Genomic DNA, 17,396 nt, shown 5'->3' on the forward strand with positions numbered 1-17,396 from the left:
CCGCAAACCCGCCGGCCAGCGCCACAGTGACGCCCAGTACAGTGCCGATCAACTGGCTGATCAGACTGACCCCACCCAGCCCACCCAAAACGGTCTGGCCGAAAATGCCGCAGGCAATACCGCCCCACACGCCGCACAAGCCATGCAACGGCCACACACCCAACACATCGTCGATACGCCATTTGCCTTGGGCTGCGGTAAAGCACCAGACAAACAGCGCCCCCGCGACGGCACCGGTGACCAGCGCCCCCACAGGATGCATCAGGTCGGAACCGGCACAGATTGCCACGAGCCCCGCCAACGGGCCGTTGTGCAGAAAACCGGGGTCGTTGCGCCCGACAATCAGCGCGGCCACCGTACCGCCAACCATGGCCATCAGCGAGTTCACCGCCACCAGTCCGCTGACACCTTGCAGGGTTTGCGCGCTCATGACGTTGAAGCCGAACCAGCCGACGATCAGGATCCACGAGCCCAATGCCAGAAACGGGATACTCGATGGCGCGAACGCGACCAGTCGTCCGTCGCGATAACGGCCGTTACGCGGCCCGAGCAACAACACCGCCGCCAGCGCCAGCCAACCGCCCATGGCATGCACCACCACCGAGCCGGCAAAATCATGGAAACCGGCACCAAAGCGCTCCAGCAACCAGGCCTGCAAGCCCAGGTTGCCGTTCCAGACAATGCCTTCGAAGAACGGATAGATAAACGCAACAATCAACGCTGTCGCACACAGTTGCGGAACAAACCTGGCCCGCTCGGCGATCCCTCCGGAAATGATTGCCGGGATCGCCGCGGCAAAGGTCAGCAGGAAGAAAAACTTCACCAGTCCATAGCCATGGTCGGCATTGAGCACGGCCGCTGGCTGCATGAACGTCACGCCATAGGAAATCCAATAGCCTATAAAGAAGTAGGCCAGTGTCGAAACGGCGAAGTCGCTGAGGATTTTCGACAACGCATTGACCTGGTTTTTCTGTCGCACGGTTCCGACTTCGAGAAAGGCAAAACCGGCGTGCATGGCCAGAACCATGACCGCACCGATCAGAATGAACAGCGTGTTGGAGCTATGGACCAGGGTGTCCACAGCGCTTTGCAGGTTTTCCATGGGATGGGCAGACCTTATGGCAGAAAAAAGCACCAAAGCAGTTCGCGAAAACTGTCCATGCACCAAGTTGCAGCTTCGAAGCATCAGCTGACTGATCTTGTTGAACCGCTTTTGCGCACGGATTGCGTCCAGGCGAAACAGGCCCCGGAGGTTTACGCGAGTTTTTGATTGTTGGTCCTACGGTTTTACTGAAATCATGCCCGGCTATAGCGCAATGGTGCGGACCGGCGCACCACCACACAGCAAAAGTTGTACCAGTCATTTGTACTGAACCTTCGCCGAAGGCTCATACTCGAACACATCAGAAAGCCACTTATGGAGATCTCCCATGGCCCGCACCCAGGCAAAGACTGCTCAAGAAATCCTGATGAACGACTTTCAGACACTGGTCAGTGACACCGAGCGGTTGCTGGAGCACACCGCGACCCTGGCCGGTGATCAGGCTGACGAGCTGCGCGAGCAGATTCACGACAGTCTGTTGCGTGCTCGTGAAACCCTGAAACTGACCGAAGACTCCCTGCGCGAACGCGGCAAGGCTGCTGTTACCGCCACTGAAGACTATGTCCAGGCCAATCCTTGGCAATCCGTCGGGATCGCGGCTGGCGTGGGCTTTCTGATCGGCCTGCTGGCTAGCCGGCGCTGATATGTCGATCGGTGAATCCGGCCCGTCTGTAACGGGAACAAGCTCCTCTTCGCGGCGCCTGGGCGCCGCCTTCCTTGGGTTGCTGCACAGCCATGTCGAACTGTTCGGCATCGAATTGCAGGAACAGAAGGCCCGCACCGTCAGCCTGTTGCTGTTTGCCGGCCTGACCCTGGTGTTCGCGTTATTGCTGTTGGTGGGATTGTCGACGCTGGTGCTTATCGTGTTTTGGGACACGTATCGCCTGAGCGCCATCATCGGGCTCTGTGTGTTCTACACCCTCGCCGCCCTATTCTGTGGAATGCGCTTGAGAGCAGCGATTTTCGATGAGTCCTCGCCCTTCAATGGCACGCTGGAAGAGCTGGCCAACGATCGGGAGCGCCTGCTGCCATGAGCCTGCCTGAACTGCCACACAACAGCTCGCGCACGGAAATGCGCAAAGCCCTGATCCGCCTGCGCATGGAAATGCATCGTCAGGAAATCCGCCACGAATCCGCGCAACTGCTGCAACCCTTGCAACGCGTACGCGGGATGACGCAAAACCTGCAGGACGGCTTCGGCATCAAACACGCTCCACTCTGGGGCGTGGCCGCCGTCACCTTGCTGGGTTTTCTGACCGGCAAGGGTGCAAAAAACGGTGATGGCCTCAGCAGCCTGACCCGTCTGGTCCGGCTCGGCACCACACTGGGGCCGCTGATCAAACTGATCATGCAGGGCTCTTCGCGCAAAGACTGACCGGTTTCTATCTGGCTGCATTCTTGCGACGTCAACGGGATGTGCCCCTCTATCGAGGGGTGCCATCCTGTGCACCTGCCCGGTCAACAGACACCCTCCAGAAACGACACCTTGCCAAGGAGTCGACACCGCCGGGTTGTAGTTCCGCTTGCAGGTCATGGCGCGAAACGGGAAGCTAGGCCATCAGTCACCTGACGGAGAGACCCCGCCTTGGATTGGCACACCCTGCTTACCCGCGAACGCCTCGGAAAACCGCTGCACAGCCCTGAAGAACTCGGCCGCAGCCCTTTTCACAAAGACCACGACCGCATCATTTTCTCGGGGGCTTTTCGTCGCCTCGGGCGCAAGACCCAGGTCCATCCGGTGTCCAGCAATGATCACATTCATACGCGTCTGACCCACTCACTGGAAGTCAGTTGCGTGGGTCGCTCACTGGGCATGCGGGTCGGCGAAACCATCCGCAACGCCCTGCCCGACTGGTGCGAACCCAGCGACCTGGGGATGGTGGTGCAATCGGCTTGCCTGGCACACGACATCGGCAACCCGCCTTTCGGTCACTCCGGTGAAGATGCGATCCGTCACTGGTTCCAGCAAGCCGCCGGCCGTGGCTGGCTGGATGCAATGAGTGAAGCCGAGCGCAATGACTTCCTGAACTTCGAAGGCAATGCCCAGGGCTTTCGGGTACTCACTCAACTGGAGTATCACCAGTTCGACGGCGGCACCCGACTGACCTATGCAACGCTGGGCACGTACCTGAAGTATCCATGGACGGCCAGGCACGCCGACTCGCTGGGCTACAAGAAACACAAGTTCGGCTGTTATCAGAGTGAGTTGCCACTGTTGGAGCAGATCGCCCAAAAACTCGGCCTGCCGCAACTGGAGGAGCAACGCTGGGCACGGCATCCGCTGGTGTACCTGATGGAAGCCGCCGACGACATCTGTTATGCGCTGATCGACCTGGAAGACGGCCTGGAAATGGAGTTGCTGGAATACGCCGAAGTCGAGTCCCTGCTGCTGGGCCTGGTGGGCGATGATTTGCCGGAAACCTACCGCCAGCTTGGCCCCGGCGATTCGCGCCGACGCAAACTGGCGATCCTGCGCGGCAAAGCCATCGAGCACCTGACCAATGCCGCGGCCCGCGCATTCGTCGAGCAACAGGACGCGCTATTGGCCGGTACATTGCCCGGCGATCTGGTAGAACACATGCACGGGCCCGCCAAGCGTTGTGTGCTGAACGCCAAGGACATGGCCCGCAAGAAAATCTTCCAGGACAAGCGCAAGACTCTGCACGAGATCGGTGCCTACACCACGCTGGAAATCCTGCTCAACGCCTTTTGTGGTGCAGCGCTGGAGCAGCACAACGGACGTACGCCATCGTTCAAAAGCCGGCGCATCCTTGACCTGCTGGGCAACAATGCACCCGATCCTCACGGCCCATTGCACACTTCGTTTTTGCGCATGATTGATTTCATCGCCGGTATGACCGACAGCTATGCCAGTGACATGGCCCTGGAAATGACCGGACGCGCCAGGCACTGAGGCGTATCGATTGATCAGCCATTACGGCATTCGTTATGGCTGATCCCCCCTTCAAACTCCAACAGCACTCAAGTTTCGTCGAATCGCCCTACAGCACATGGCGAGCAAACTGATCGCTTGCCCGGCACTCTCGCGAAACAATCGCCCTCCCTTCTGTTCGACAGATGAAGTGCACCCCATGGCCGAAGACGATCTACGCATCCTCTTGGTGGAAGACCATCCCTTCCAACTAATAGCCACTCAATACCTGCTGGAAAGTTATGGCTTCACCCGACTGACTACCACCGATAGCGCCCAAGGCGCCATGCAGCAAATGCTCGGGGCCGACCAACCGTTCGACATTCTTTTATGTGATCAATGCCTGCCCGACCTGACAGGACTCGATCTGGTCCGGTTCGCCAGCCAGCGAGGGCTGATCAGACAGGCGATCATTCTGAGTAGCCTGACGACGTCTGAACTGGATGAACTTGAAAAAAAGGCTACTGAACACGGGCTGCCATTATTGGGTTACTTGATAAAACCATTGAAACAATCTGAATTTAGAGACCTGTTGACCTCGGCACCAACGTAGAAAAAAGACACATATAAAAGCCGACAAACACACAGCGTAAAACTTACAAACAACTTCCTCCCGAAGTGCACCAGAGCATTGGAACTTCTTGGCCGTCCTAATAAGAAACCTAGTTAATGCGTAGTCCAATTCTTTTTATTCTGTAGGATTTCTCCTATATCGCTGCTACAGCCCGGTCAGTTCATGCGTCCCTTGAAGTATCTGAGCTAAGGTGCGCGCTTTATTTGAGCTCGCATGGGACTTGATTATGAACTCCGTTTTTATTGTCGACGATCACCCGGTTATCCGCCTTGCCGTTCGAATGTTACTGGAACATGAAGGTTACAAAGTCGTCGGCGAAACTGACAATGGGGTTGACGCCATGCAGATGGTTCGCGAATGCATGCCGGACCTGGTGATACTCGACATCAGCATTCCAAAACTGGATGGCCTGGAAGTGCTATCCAGATTCAACGCAATGAGTACCCCTCTTAAAACACTGGTGCTGACAGCACAATGCCCGACACTTTTCGGCATTCGTTGCATGCAATCCGGCGCATCGGGCTATGTCTGCAAACAAGAGGACATCAGTGAACTGGTCAGCGCCATAAAAGCGGTGTTTGCAGGTTACAACTATTTTCCGAGCGAGGCCTTGAACCCCGTCCGCGGAGATGAAACACGCTGTATTGAACTGGAGTTGTTCAAATCCGTAAACGACCGGGAACTGATGGTCTTGCAACTTTTTGCCCAAGGCCGCACAAACAAGGAAATCGCCAAGGGCATGTTTCTGAGCAACAAGACCGTGAGCACCTACAAAAAGCGCCTCATGCAAAAACTCAAAGCCAAATCCCTGGTTGAACTGATCGAGATGGCAAAACGTAACGCACTCGTGTGAGAACCTGGATGCCCAGCCATTTGAAGGTCTATCTGATTCAAGTGACCGCAGGTCTATGCGTGTGCACCTCATTGTTCGGGGCACCGGGCAATGAACAATACACGCTGCTCAGCCGCTCGAAGGCCGGGGCGCTGGAGGTTCGACTGGATGAATCCCAGCGACAATGGATACAACACAAAAATCAACTGACGCTCGGTACGTCGGCCCCGGACTATCCCCCTTTCGACCTGACCACCAGTGGTCAGGACTATGAAGGGTTTACCGCCGATTACGCGGGTCTTCTGGGAAAAACGACCGGCTTGCCCATCAAGGTTCGGCGTTTCGATTCCCGAGGAGCCGCGATTGCTGCGCTGGAGAACGGCGAAGTCGATCTGCTTGGCACCGCCAATGGATTCGAAGCTGGCAATGCCAACATTGCACTGTCCATACCCTATGCCGTCGATCAACCCGTATTGGTGACCCGCGAAGGGGAAACCCGATCCCTCACCGATGGCCTGGCCGGATTGCGCCTGAGCATGGTGTATCACTACTTGCCGCTGGCGGAAGTCAGGGCGTTGTACCCGAAGGCGACCATCACGTCCTATCCGTCCTACCAGAATGCGATCAATGCTGTTGCTTTCGATCAGGCGGACGTGTTTCTCGGTGACACCATTTCAACTCACTACATGATCAACAAGGGGTACCTGAACAACATCCGCATGGCCAACTTCGGCAAACATGAAGCCTATGGTTTCAGCTTCGCCGTTAACAGGAACAACCCCGAGCTGCTCGGCATCATCAATGCGATGATCACGGCCATCCCCGCCAGTGAACGGGAAAACATCGCCAAACGCTGGAGCGCCGGTAGCGACATTCTGCTGACCGATCAAAAGCTGCAACTCACTGACCGGGAAGAACGCTGGCTGGCACAGCACCCGATAGTGCGCGTCGTCGTCAACGAAGCCTTTGCGCCACTGACGTTTTTCGATAGCAATGGCAACTTTCGCGGGGTCACCGCGGATTTGCTTGAACTGATCAGACTGCGCACCGGCTTGCGTTTTGACATCCGGCGCAGTCGCAGCGATGACGAAATGATCAAACAGATCAAGGACAACAAGGCCGATGTGATCGCCGCGTTGCTTCCCAGCGCCCAACGTCAAACCCAGCTGAACTTTACCCGCCCCTTTCTGGAAAATTCCTACGTCCTGCTGACCCGCAAAGCCGCTGACAGCCCGACCAACCTCACGCAGTTACAGGACAAGCGTCTGGCCATTGCCCGCGGCAATCCACTCATGGATTACCTGCGCAAAGAGTTTCCCCGGATCAACTTGATCGAAACCCCGGACACATTCAGCGCGGTAGAGTCACTCGCCGAAGGGCAGGCCGAGGGCGCGGTGAACTCACTGGTCATTGCCAATTACTTCATTTCCTCGCGGCTGTTCGAGCACACATTGCAAATCAGCACCACCATCGGCACCGAGCAGGCGGCGTTTTCCCTTGCCACCGCTCGGGGCGCCAAAGATTTGAACGCCATCCTCAACAAGGCGTTACTGAGCATCTCGCCGGAAGAGCTGGGCATCATCAACAGTCGCTGGCGTGGCTATTCGGCGTCCTCGCAAAGCACCTGGCGCAACTATCAAAGGCTGTTTTACCAGATCGTCATCGGTGCAGGCGTGCTGTTGCTGATTTCCATTGCGTGGAACGACTACATGCGCCGCCAGATCAAGCAGCGCAAAGCCGCCGAGCGCGCGTTGAACGATCAGTTCGAGTTCATGCGATCGCTGGTCAATGGCACGCCCCATCCGATCTACGTACGTGATCGCCAGGGGCTGCTGCAAAGTTGCAACGACAGTTACCTGCAAGCGTTCTGCGCCAGGCGTGAAGATGTCATCGGCAAAAGCGTCATGCAGGGATCGATGAGCAATGTGTTCGAAGCCCGGGAGTACCAGGCTGACTACCAACGCGTGGTGGCCGAGGGCAGACCGCTGATCGTCGATCGCGAACTGCATATCGGTGGCCAGCGCCTGACGATCTATCACTGGATTCTTCCCTATCGGGATTCAAGCGCAAAAGTGCAAGGCATCATCGGTGGCTGGATCGACATCAGCGACCGGCGGCAACTGCTCGATGATCTGCGTTGCGCGAAAGAACGTGCCGATAACGCCAACCGGGCCAAAAGCACGTTTCTGGCCACGATGAGTCATGAGATCCGCACGCCGATGAATGCAATCATTGGCATGCTTGAACTGACACTCAAGCGTCTTGATCATCAGCACCCGGAGCGTCCGGCCATCGATGTCGCGTACAACTCTGCGAAAGGGTTGCTGGAGCTGATTGGCGACATTCTCGACATTGCCAGAATCGAATCAGGACGCTTGAGCCTGAGCCCGGAGCGCGTTAGTCCGGGTGAACTCGTGGCCTCGGTCGTGCGGATTTTCGATGGCCTGGCCCGACAGAAGGAGCTCGAGTTGGTGCTGGAGTTTTCATCGGCCAACCCGACCTTCGATGTGTTGCTGGACCCTTTGCGCTTCAAGCAAGTGCTGTCCAATCTGATCAGCAATGCCATCAAGTTTACGGAACAAGGCCGGGTCCGGGTCATCGTCGACCTGCACCCGGCAACGCAACCTGAGCACGTGCAGATGCGGGTGCAGGTTCACGACAGTGGTATCGGAATCAGCGAACAGGATCAACAGCGCCTGTTCGAACCCTTCGCTCAGGCCGACAACGTCATGCAATCGGCCAGGGGAGGCGCAGGGCTGGGGCTGGTGATCAGCCGCAACCTCTGCGAGATGATGGGCGGCAGTCTGCAATTGCGCAGTGAGCCGGGCGTCGGCACTCAAGTGGAGGTGTTGCTGCAGCTGGAAACGTTGCCGCTGCAACAGTCAGCCCGGGTGGCCGAAACGCAAATCATCGTCGCCACAACCCCATTGAGTGTGCTGGTAGTCGACGATCACTCGGCCAATCGCTTACTCACCTGCCAGCAACTGGAGTTTCTTGGACATCGATTTACCGTCGCGGCCGATGGCCAGGAGGGACTGGAGGCATGGAAAGACCAGCCTTTTGATCTGGTGATCGCCGATTGCAATATGCCGGTCATGAACGGTTACGAGCTGGCCCGTGCCATTCGCCAGCATGAACGACAAAACCATCGCCCTCCCTGCACCGTTCTCGGCTTTACCGCCAACGCCCAACCGGAAGAAGTACAACGCTGCAAACAGGCAGGAATGGACGACTGCCTGTTCAAACCCCTCAGCCTCGGTGCCTTGAGTCAATGGGTGGAAGGCATTGAACCCACCCATGCAACCCCGGCGTTCAGCCTCCACGGGTTGAAACTGATGACCGGGGGCAACCCGATGTTGAACCGACGATTGCTCAACGAGTTGGTGAGCAGTAACCGTCAGGATCTGCAAACGCTGTTGTCGCTATCCAGCTCCGGGGATACGCACGCGCTGCAGGACATTGCCCACAAAATCAAAGGCGCTGCCCGGATAGTGCAAGCCTCCCGCCTGATCGACCGCTGCGAGGCACTCGAAGCAGCCTGCCATGAGGATTTCGATCGCGAAAAAGTGGCTGGATGCTGCAAATCCATGGAGTGCGCCATGCTTGAACTGGAGGACGCGCTACTACGTCAGATCGAGCATTACGACGAAGGCAAAGTGACAGAGCCTTAACTATGCCTGGACCCTCAGCAGTGTGTTGACCCTCATGGAGAAACCCGCAATGCCTGACCCACTGCGCATGGATCCACGCCGGTTTCCACTGCATGTCCATATCAGCGTGATGTTCACCTTTTTATTGTTGCTGACCGGGGTGGTGCCGGGTCTGTTCAACTACCGGCAAACCACACAGATCATACTGTCCAGCAGTGAAAACTCTTCAACCGCATTGAGCAGGATGTCCGCCTGGACCTGCACGCCACCTATGAACCCATTCGTCATCTGTTGAGCCTGCTGGCCAAGGCCGGCCGGGCGTCTTGATCAGCAGTCAGTCAGACGCAGGAAAATCGCTGCCAGTTGTTCGATTCCGGCCTGGTCCTGAGCGGTGAAACGCGCGAGCTTCGGACTGTCGAGATCGAGCACGCCGATCAATCGGCCGTCCTTGACCAACGGTACGACCAATTCGCTGTTCGAGGCGCTGTCGCAGGCAATGTGGCCGGGGAACGCGTGCACATCTTCGACTAGTTGAGTCTGCAGGGTGGCTGCCGCTGTCCCGCATACGCCGCGACCGAACGGAATCCGCACGCAAGCGATCTGCCCCTGAAACGGGCCCAGCACCAGTTCTTCATTGCGGTTGAGGTAGAAACCGGCCCAGTTCAAGTCATCGAGCTGATTGAACAGAAACGCCGAGAACTGCGCGGCATTGGCGATGAAATCCCGTTCGTCCGCCAGCAAGGACTCAAGCTGCGCGTGCAGCATGCCGTACCCTTCGAGGCCCTGGCCGCTCTTTTGTAAATCGATCATGCCTTGTGCTCCAACAGTTTCAGCCCGACCCAATAACGGGCAAATTGATAAGCGCAACGTCCATTGCGATTGCCTCTGCCTGTGGCCCAGCGTACCGCCAGGATGTCCAGCTCTTCGCTGCGCTGCCATGCCAGTCCGGCCTTGCCGGCCAACTGGCCGATCCAGTGCTCGACGACGTTGAGGAAGTGTTCCTGGGTAAACGGATAGAACGATAGCCACAGGCCGAAGCGGTCCGACAGCGCGATCTTGTCTTCCACCGCCTCGCTGGGATGCAATTCGCCGTCGACCCGCTTCCAGTTTTCGTTGTCACTTTCCTTTTCCGGCACCAGGTGGCGACGGTTGGAAGTGGCGTACAGCAAAACGTTGTCTGGCGCCTGTTCCAGCGAGCCATCAAGGACGCTTTTGAGCACTCGGTAATCGCCCTCGCCCGACTCGAACGAGAGGTCATCGCAAAACAGCACGAAACGCTGGGGCAGTTTGCCGATCTGTTCGACCACTCGCGGCAGGTCTGCCAGGTGATCACGTTCAATCTCGATCAAGCGCAAACCGGCTTGAGCGTGTTCGGCCAACAAGGCGCGCACCAGCGACGACTTACCGGTGCCGCGCGAGCCCCAGAGCAAGGCGTGGTTGGCCGGCATGCCGTCGAGGAATTGCCGGGTATTGCGCCCAAGCTGCTCGACTTGCCGGTCGACGCCGATCAGGTCCGACAAACGCATGTCGAGGCTGACCTCCAGCGGCATCAGATAACCACCGCGCGACTCACGCTGCCAGCGCGCGGCCAGGCATTGCGTCCAGTCGATGGCTGGCCGCGGTGCCGGCAGCAACGGCTCGATACGGGCCAGAACGGCATCGGCGCGTTCAAGAAAAGCATTCAATCGGGAATCCACGACTTCTCCTCGGGCACGTTCACAGTAATGATGGTGATACAGCGACGAAACACAGCGTCAGACAAGTGGCCGCCCCCGCAGTACAGGCCTCGCGAGAACATCAACAGGCAGGCATGATCAACTATGCTTGAGCAGCGAAAGGAAACGGAAGTGGTTCACCCCCCCATGGACATCAAATTCACCAACCGGCTGTCATTCAAACAAGCCCGGCTTACCGTGCTGGTCGGTTTCATTCTGGGCACGCTGCTCAGCCTGCTGCAAATAGGCATCGATTATGCCAGTGAAGACGCCTCCATCAATCGTGAAATCCTTTCATTACTGGAAATCAGCCACAACCCGGCCTCGCGAATCGCCTACAACATCGACGCCGAACTCGCCAAGGAACTGACCCTGGGCCTGCTGCGCTCGCCAGCGATCATTAGCGCGAAACTGATCGACAACAACGGCATTGTGCTGGCCAACGTCAAGCGACCCGGTGTGGAAAACGATTACCGTATGCTCAGTGACTTCCTGTTCGGCGCCAATCGACAGTTCGAAGACCGACTTTACCTCGATCATTTACCCAACGAATCCCTGGGTACGCTGCGGCTGAACGTCGACACTTACGCCTTCGGCAACCGGTTCCTGCGCCGGGCCGAAGTGACCCTGCTCAATGGTTTCGCCCGCAGCCTGCTGCTGTCCGGCATCCTGCTGGCACTGTTCTATGTGATGCTGACCAAACCCCTGGTACGGGTCATCCGTGAACTCAGCGGTCGCGACCCGAGCAGTACCGAGCCGACTTCACTGGAATGTCCCGCCGGGCACGCCAACGATGAGATTGGCGTGCTGGTCAAGGTTGCCAACCAGCAATTCAAGAACATTGCCACCGAAATCCAGCAGCGGCGCAACGCGGAAAACCGCCTGACCGAATACCTCGGCCAACTGGAAAATATCGTCTCGGCCCGCACCGCCGAACTCAAGGCGATCAATTCCCGGCTGAGCCAATCCAACGAGGAGCTGGATGCCGCTCGCAGCACAGCACTGGACATGGCCGAAGCCCGCTCGGTGTTCCTGGCCAACATGAGCCATGAAATCCGCACGCCCCTCAATGGTTTGCTCGGGATGATCGCGTTGTCCCTCGACGGGCCGCTGAATGCCGAACAACAGCAACAACTGTCGATCGCCCATGACTCGGGCAAAGTGCTGGTGGAACTGCTCAACGATATTCTCGACTTGTCGAAGTTCGATGCCGGTCAGCTCGAGCTCGAACACATTCCCTTCGACCTCGGCTCGCTCATCGAGGACACCGCCAACCTGTTGTCGCAGAACGCCGCCCCCAGCGTCGAACTGACCTGCCTGATCGATCCGCACTTCCCGGCACTGGTGCTAGGCGATCCGACCCGGGTGCGGCAGATCGTCAGCAATCTGCTGTCCAACGCCCTCAAGTTCACCCGTTTCGGGCGTGTCGACGTGCGCCTGTCGACGTTCGGGGACGGCGTCAGAATCGAAGTCTGCGACACCGGCATCGGCATCCCTCAGGATGCCCAGGTCAAAATCCTCCAGCCTTTCACCCAGGCCGGCGTCGGTATTACCCGCCAGTTTGGTGGGACCGGGCTGGGCCTGGCCCTGACCTACAACCTTTGCGAGGCCATGCAAGGGCGCCTGACAATCAGCTCCGAGCCGGGGTTTGGCAGCCAGTTCTGCGCGGATTTGCCATTGCCCAGCCATACCCGTGCAGTGCCTGCTGTTTCGCTCAAGGGTAAAGTCATCGCCATCACTGCCGCCAGCAGCGGGCTGGGCGAACTGCTCAACAGTCTGTTACCTGGCTGGGGGCTGGACTATGAACGGCGTTCCATGGATGACCCACTGCTTGGCCTGACAGCCGACGTACTCATCACCGATTGCCCCGAATGCCTGTTCAATTTGCGCCCCACCCTCAGCGCGCCGATCCTGCTGATTACCGCTTATGGCAATTTCATGCCCAGCGAAGAGGCCAACGCCCTTGCACCCTTGCAACAACAGGCCCGCCCCCTGGCCCGCAATACGCTGCTTCAGACGTTACGGCGGATCCTGCAACCGCAAACCCACCCGATCAACGAGGCCCGACTCGACATGCAATGCCCGCAACGCCGCGGGCGCGTGCTGTTGGTGGAAGATAATCCGGTCAACCAGTTGGTGGCCAAGGGCATGCTCGGCAAACTCGGCTGCGAGGTCACCACCGCGGCTCATGGTGCCGAGGCCCTGGATCAACTCGAGCAACGGGAATTCGACCTGGTGCTGATGGACTGCAACATGCCGGTGATGGACGGCTATGAAGCCAGCCGGCAAATCCGCCGCAGCGGACGCTGGCCGCAACTGCCCATCGTCGCCCTGACGGCCAACGCCATGTCGGAGGAGCGCGAACGCTGTCGTGCCGCGGGCATGAGCGACTACCTGGCCAAACCTTTCCGGCGCGAAGAACTGGCTGCCCTGCTGGACTTGTGGATCCCCGTTACGACAGTGCCTTGATCTGTCCCAACAGGTGATCGAGACCATCGCGCAAGTCATTGAGACGATTCAGGTCGACCCCGCTATCGCACAACAGACGCGCCTTGAGTGGCCCGACCTGATCGCGCAAAGCCATGCCGGCTGGCGACAGGCTCAGATGCACTTCACGCTCATCGCGCGCCGAACGCTGACGCTGCACCAGTTGCAGTTGCTCGAGGCGCTTGAGCAACGGTGTCAGCGTGCCGGAATCCAGGGCCAGCCGCTCGCCCAATGCCTTGACGGTCGGTTGCTCCGGGGCCGCTTCCTGCCACTCCCACAGCACCAGCATCGCCAGGTACTGAGGGTAAGTCAGGCCCAACTGATCGAGCATTGGCTTGTAGCCGCGAATCACCGCCCGGGAAGCTGCGTACAGCTTGAAACACAGCTGACTGTCGAGCTTCAGGGAATCGACTGACAAGGTATTCATTTGAGCAGGGCTTCGATCTCGCGGGTCAGGTCCTGCGGCTTGGTCGCCGGGGCGAAGCGCTTGACCAGTTGCCCGTCCTTGCCGATCAGGAACTTGGTGAAGTTCCACTTGATACCCTGGGAACCCAGCACACCCGGTGCGCGCTTTTTCAACTGCACGAACAGGGGATGGGCGCCAGCACCATTGACTTCGATCTTTTTGAACAGCGGGAAGCTGACACCGAAGTTCAGCTCACAGAATTCAGAGATCGCCCCTTCGTTGCCCGGCTCTTGCTTGCCGAACTGGTTGCAGGGAAAACCGAGAACCACCAGGCCCTGGTCCTTGTAGGTCTGCCACAGCTCCTCCAGACCTTTGTACTGCGGAGTGAAACCGCATTTACTGGCCGTGTTGACCACCAGCACGGCTTTGCCGGCGAAATCCGCCAGGGTCTTTTGCTCACCCTTGATCGTGGTGCAAGGGATACTCAGCAGGTTGTCGCTCATGTTTGAGGTTCCGAGTGAATGGAAGAGACAACAAAGTAGCGGGCAATTGAATTGTGTGCAATTTAAATATCCGGAAAGCGATCATCGGATCGCTTCGGGGACTTATTCGCGGGGCACCAGGTCCAGGCACACCGAGTTAATGCAATAACGCAGACCGGTCGGCGGTGGGCCATCCGGGAACACGTGGCCAAGGTGCGCGTCGCATTTGGCGCAGACCACTTCGGTGCGGATCATGCCGTGGCTGACATCACGGATTTCGGTCATGGCGCTGTCGCCGATCGGCGCATAGAAACTCGGCCAACCGCAGCCGGAATCGAATTTGGTCCTGGAGTCGAACAGCGGTTCGTTACAGCAGATGCAGTGGTAGACACCGTCGGTTTTGGTGGCGTTGTATTTACCGGAAAACGGTCGTTCGGTGCCTTTGAGGCGGCACACGTTGTACTGCTCTGGATCGAGCATCGCCTTCCATTCTTCCAGGGTTTTTTCCAACTTTTCCATCATCACACCTCAGCGGCTGAAAAAGCCCGATCTGTACCTTTTCCACGGATCGGGCGGCACGTATGATTGCGCCTCGTCAAACGCCAGTCTGGCAGCCAGACCACGCGCATTCAAACGGAAATATGGGTGCTGCATCTCAAGGCGTCAGGCCTGTGTGAATACGCAGGATTCCCAGCACGGCTGTCCAAACGCCGTCTGGATCGTTCATTTTCGGGAACACATCGCCATGCAGGTCAGCAAATCGAACAAGCTCGCCAACGTCTGCTACGACATTCGCGGCCCGGTGCTCAAGCACGCCAAGCGCCTGGAAGAGGAAGGCCATCGCATCCTCAAGCTGAACATCGGCAATCCGGCGCCCTTTGGTTTCGAAGCGCCGGATGAAATCCTCCAGGACGTGATCCGCAACCTGCCGACAGCCCAGGGCTACAGCGACTCCAAGGGGCTGTTCAGTGCGCGCAAGGCCGTGATGCAGTATTACCAGCAAAAGCAGGTAGAAGGCGTCGGCATTGAAGACATCTACCTGGGCAACGGCGTTTCCGAACTGATCGTGATGTCGATGCAGGCCCTGCTCAACAATGGCGACGAAGTACTGGTGCCTGCGCCTGACTATCCGTTGTGGACCGCAGCCGTGAGCCTGTCCGGTGGCAACCCGGTGCATTACCTGTGCGACGAGCAAGCCAACTGGTGGCCGGACCTGGCTGACATCAAGGCCAAGATCACCCCGAACACCAAGGCCCTGGTGATCATCAACCCGAACAACCCGACCGGCGCGGTGTATTCGAAGGAAGTGTTGCTGGGCATGCTGGAACTGGCCCGCCAGCACAATCTGGTGGTGTTCTCCGACGAGATCTACGACAAGATCCTCTACGACGATGCCGTGCACATCTGCACCGCCTCCCTGGCGCCGGACCTGCTTTGCCTGACCTTCAACGGTCTGTCCAAGTCCTATCGCGTAGCGGGCTTCCGCTCCGGGTGGATCGCCATTTCCGGCCCGAAACACCACGCCCAGAGCTACATCGAAGGCATCGACATGCTGGCGAACATGCGCCTGTGCGCCAACGTGCCGAGCCAGCACGCGATCCAGACCGCCCTGGGTGGCTATCAGAGCATCAATGACCTGGTACTGCCGCAGGGCCGCCTGCTGGAGCAACGCAATCGCACCTGGGAGTTGCTCAACGACATTCCAGGCGTGAGCTGCGTCAAGCCGATGGGCGCGCTGTATGCATTCCCGCGAATCGACCCCAAGGTCTGCCCGATCCATAACGACGAAAAATTCGTCCTCGACCTGCTGCTCTCCGAGAAACTGCTGGTGGTTCAAGGCACCGCTTTCAACTGGCCGTGGCCAGACCACTTCCGCGTCGTGACCCTGCCCCGTGTCGATGACCTGGAGATGGCCATCGGACGCATCGGCGGCTTCCTCAAGTCCTACCGCCAGTAAGCGATCTGTCACCGTGCGACGTCCCCGAACGTCGCACGGTGATTCATCCGGCAACATTTGTTTGCATTGCGCCACTGGCTGTCCCTTTGCCCGTTGCCGGATCTTGCCCTGCCTGCTTGCACCTAACAAAGGCGGGGCCTTTGACATGAATTGACTGACAAACACTTCCCGCATACTTGTCGGAAATGCCCTGCAAGCAGCTAGACTGTTGCCGTAGGACACAGTTTGAAATAGTCACCCGGTTGAATACCCCGGTGCAGCACCTTATATACCCCGCAGTACGCTACATCTTTAGCATGAGGAGATTTCTACAACCATGATGCGCATCCTGCTGTTCTTGGCCACTAACCTGGCGGTCGTGCTGATTGCCAGCATCACCCTGAGCCTTTTCGGCTTCAACGGGTTCATGGCGGCCAACGGGGTTGATCTGAACCTCAATCAGCTGCTGATTTTCTGTGCGGTCTTTGGTTTCGCCGGTTCGCTGTTCTCGCTGTTCATCTCCAAGTGGATGGCGAAGATGAGCACCAGCACCCAGATCATCACCCAGCCACGCACCCGTCACGAGCAATGGCTGCTGCAAACCGTCGAGCAACTGTCCCGCGAAGCCGGGATCAAGATGCCCGAGGTTGGTATCTTCCCGGCCTACGAGGCGAACGCCTTCGCCACTGGCTGGAACAAGAACGACGCATTGGTCGCCGTGAGCCAGGGGTTGCTCGAGCGCTTCTCGCCGGATGAAGTGAAAGCCGTCCTGGCCCACGAAATCGGCCACGTAGCCAACGGCGACATGGTTACCCTGGCATTGATCCAGGGCGTGGTGAACACCTTCGTGATGTTCTTCGCACGGATCATCGGCAATTTCGTCGACAAAGTGATCTTCAAGAACGAAGAAGGCCAAGGCATTGCCTACTACGTGGCGACCATCTTCGCCGAACTGGTTCTGGGCATCCTGGCCAGCGCCATCGTCATGTGGTTCTCGCGCAAGCGGGAATTCCGCGCCGATGAAGCAGGTGCAAACCTGGCCGGCACCGCCGCGATGATTGGCGCCCTGCAACGCCTGCGTGCTGAACAGGGGCTGCCGGTGCATATGCCCGACACCCTGAACGCCTTCGGCATCAACGGTGGCATCAAGCAAGGGTTTGCCCGCATGTTCATGAGCCACCCACCGCTGGAAGAGCGTATCGACGCTCTGGCTCGTCGTCGGGGCTAATACAGTCCACAGCAAAGCAAAAGGCCCGCAGCGATGCGGGCCTTTTTTTGTC

16 protein-coding genes and 1 pseudogene are annotated in these 17,396 nt (G+C 58.2%); 11 read left to right on the forward strand and 6 right to left on the reverse strand.

Annotated elements, in window-relative coordinates; translation table 11 throughout:
* The coding region (locus PMI29_RS04850; RefSeq protein WP_008002658.1) for an ammonium transporter at positions 1-1,102 on the reverse strand (1,102 nt) is incomplete at its 3' end.
* Between the two features lie 328 nt (positions 1,103-1,430).
* Here PMI29_RS04850 and PMI29_RS04845 point away from each other — a divergent pair.
* From PMI29_RS04845 to PMI29_RS04810, 8 genes and pseudogenes are all read left to right on the forward strand, one after another.
* Positions 1,431-1,745 (forward strand): DUF883 family protein, encoded by a 315-nt coding sequence (locus PMI29_RS04845; protein ID WP_007983472.1) that lies wholly within the window; start codon positions 1,431-1,433, stop codon positions 1,743-1,745.
* 1 nt (position 1,746) lies between these two features.
* Entirely contained in the window at positions 1,747-2,136 is a 390-nt protein-coding gene (locus PMI29_RS04840; protein ID WP_008002659.1) for a phage holin family protein, read from the forward strand.
* Positions 2,133-2,477, forward strand: coding sequence for a hypothetical protein (locus PMI29_RS04835; protein WP_008002660.1), 345 nt, complete (start codon positions 2,133-2,135; stop codon positions 2,475-2,477). Before PMI29_RS04840 ends, PMI29_RS04835 begins: the two co-directional genes overlap by 4 nt.
* A 210-nt stretch (positions 2,478-2,687) precedes the next feature.
* Entirely contained in the window at positions 2,688-4,016 is a 1,329-nt protein-coding gene (locus PMI29_RS04830; protein ID WP_008002661.1) for a deoxyguanosinetriphosphate triphosphohydrolase, read from the forward strand.
* Between the two features lie 178 nt (positions 4,017-4,194).
* Positions 4,195-4,587, forward strand: a complete 393-nt coding sequence (locus PMI29_RS04825; RefSeq protein ID WP_008002662.1) for a response regulator — start codon at positions 4,195-4,197, stop codon at positions 4,585-4,587.
* A gap of 247 nt (positions 4,588-4,834) precedes the next feature.
* Positions 4,835-5,461, forward strand: a complete 627-nt coding sequence (locus PMI29_RS04820; protein ID WP_008002663.1) for a response regulator transcription factor — start codon at positions 4,835-4,837, stop codon at positions 5,459-5,461.
* Positions 5,462-5,469: 8 nt separating this feature from the next.
* Positions 5,470-9,111 (forward strand): transporter substrate-binding domain-containing protein, encoded by a 3,642-nt coding sequence (locus PMI29_RS04815; protein ID WP_008002664.1) that lies wholly within the window; start codon positions 5,470-5,472, stop codon positions 9,109-9,111.
* A gap of 49 nt (positions 9,112-9,160) precedes the next feature.
* Positions 9,161-9,396 (forward strand): annotated as a pseudogene (locus PMI29_RS04810) (hypothetical protein); the annotation flags it as partial.
* A gap of 21 nt (positions 9,397-9,417) precedes the next feature.
* On the opposite strand, the gene PMI29_RS04805 reads toward PMI29_RS04810, so the two are convergent.
* On the reverse strand, positions 9,418-9,900 hold the full coding sequence (locus PMI29_RS04805; protein ID WP_008002666.1) for a GAF domain-containing protein: 483 nt from the start codon (positions 9,898-9,900) through the stop codon (positions 9,418-9,420).
* Positions 9,897-10,787 (reverse strand): ATP-binding protein, encoded by an 891-nt coding sequence (locus PMI29_RS04800; RefSeq protein ID WP_008002667.1) that lies wholly within the window; start codon positions 10,785-10,787, stop codon positions 9,897-9,899. Before PMI29_RS04800 ends, PMI29_RS04805 begins: the two co-directional genes overlap by 4 nt.
* A gap of 123 nt (positions 10,788-10,910) precedes the next feature.
* Here PMI29_RS04800 and PMI29_RS04795 point away from each other — a divergent pair, with 123 nt between their 5' ends.
* Positions 10,911-13,274, forward strand: a complete 2,364-nt coding sequence (locus PMI29_RS04795) for a hybrid sensor histidine kinase/response regulator (protein ID WP_008002668.1) — start codon at positions 10,911-10,913, stop codon at positions 13,272-13,274.
* On the opposite strand, the gene PMI29_RS04790 is transcribed toward PMI29_RS04795, so the two are convergent.
* From PMI29_RS04790 to msrB, 3 genes are all read right to left on the reverse strand, one after another.
* Complete coding sequence (locus PMI29_RS04790; protein WP_008002670.1) at positions 13,258-13,719, reverse strand: MarR family winged helix-turn-helix transcriptional regulator; 462 nt, start codon at positions 13,717-13,719, stop codon at positions 13,258-13,260. The two genes, PMI29_RS04795 and PMI29_RS04790, sit on opposite strands and share 17 nt — an antisense overlap.
* Positions 13,716-14,201 carry a glutathione peroxidase gene (locus tag PMI29_RS04785; protein ID WP_008002671.1) on the reverse strand — a complete coding sequence of 162 codons (486 nt, stop codon included), beginning with the start codon at positions 14,199-14,201 and terminating at the stop codon, positions 13,716-13,718. Before PMI29_RS04785 ends, PMI29_RS04790 begins: the two co-directional genes overlap by 4 nt.
* 102 nt (positions 14,202-14,303) lie before the next feature.
* Positions 14,304-14,699 carry a peptide-methionine (R)-S-oxide reductase MsrB gene (msrB, locus tag PMI29_RS04780; RefSeq protein ID WP_008002672.1) on the reverse strand — a complete coding sequence of 132 codons (396 nt, stop codon included), beginning with the start codon at positions 14,697-14,699 and terminating at the stop codon, positions 14,304-14,306.
* Positions 14,700-14,925: 226 nt separating this feature from the next.
* Here msrB and PMI29_RS04775 point away from each other — a divergent pair, with 226 nt between their 5' ends.
* Positions 14,926-16,137 (forward strand): pyridoxal phosphate-dependent aminotransferase, encoded by a 1,212-nt coding sequence (locus PMI29_RS04775; protein ID WP_007973513.1) that lies wholly within the window; start codon positions 14,926-14,928, stop codon positions 16,135-16,137.
* Between the two features lie 316 nt (positions 16,138-16,453).
* Positions 16,454-17,344, forward strand: a complete 891-nt coding sequence (gene htpX / locus PMI29_RS04770; RefSeq protein ID WP_007973520.1) for a protease HtpX — start codon at positions 16,454-16,456, stop codon at positions 17,342-17,344.
* Positions 17,345-17,396 lie beyond the last annotated feature (52 nt).

Origin of the sequence: Pseudomonas sp. GM49 (assembly GCF_000282355.1) — a bacterium.
In the GTDB taxonomy this organism is placed as follows: domain Bacteria; phylum Pseudomonadota; class Gammaproteobacteria; order Pseudomonadales; family Pseudomonadaceae; genus Aquipseudomonas.

Bases quoted from the DNA above. Each gene is read 5' to 3' on its own strand.
- PMI29_RS04845 (WP_007983472.1), top strand. From the start codon at position 1,431: ATGGCCCGCACCCAGGCAAAGACTGCTCAAGAAATCCTGATGAACGAC.
- PMI29_RS04840 (WP_008002659.1), top strand. From the start codon at position 1,747: ATGTCGATCGGTGAATCCGGCCCGTCTGTAACGGGAACAAGCTCCTCT.
- PMI29_RS04835 (WP_008002660.1), top strand. From the start codon at position 2,133: ATGAGCCTGCCTGAACTGCCACACAACAGCTCGCGCACGGAAATGCGC.
- PMI29_RS04825 (WP_008002662.1), top strand. From the start codon at position 4,195: ATGGCCGAAGACGATCTACGCATCCTCTTGGTGGAAGACCATCCCTTC.
- PMI29_RS04820 (WP_008002663.1), top strand. From the start codon at position 4,835: ATGAACTCCGTTTTTATTGTCGACGATCACCCGGTTATCCGCCTTGCC.
- PMI29_RS04815 (WP_008002664.1), top strand. From the start codon at position 5,470: ATGCCCAGCCATTTGAAGGTCTATCTGATTCAAGTGACCGCAGGTCTA.
- PMI29_RS04805 (WP_008002666.1), bottom strand. From the start codon at position 9,900: ATGATCGATTTACAAAAGAGCGGCCAGGGCCTCGAAGGGTACGGCATG.
- PMI29_RS04795 (WP_008002668.1), top strand. From the start codon at position 10,911: ATGCTTGAGCAGCGAAAGGAAACGGAAGTGGTTCACCCCCCCATGGAC.
- PMI29_RS04790 (WP_008002670.1), bottom strand. From the start codon at position 13,719: ATGAATACCTTGTCAGTCGATTCCCTGAAGCTCGACAGTCAGCTGTGT.
- PMI29_RS04785 (WP_008002671.1), bottom strand. From the start codon at position 14,201: ATGAGCGACAACCTGCTGAGTATCCCTTGCACCACGATCAAGGGTGAG.
- msrB (WP_008002672.1), bottom strand. From the start codon at position 14,699: ATGGAAAAGTTGGAAAAAACCCTGGAAGAATGGAAGGCGATGCTCGAT.
- PMI29_RS04775 (WP_007973513.1), top strand. From the start codon at position 14,926: ATGCAGGTCAGCAAATCGAACAAGCTCGCCAACGTCTGCTACGACATT.
- htpX (WP_007973520.1), top strand. From the start codon at position 16,454: ATGATGCGCATCCTGCTGTTCTTGGCCACTAACCTGGCGGTCGTGCTG.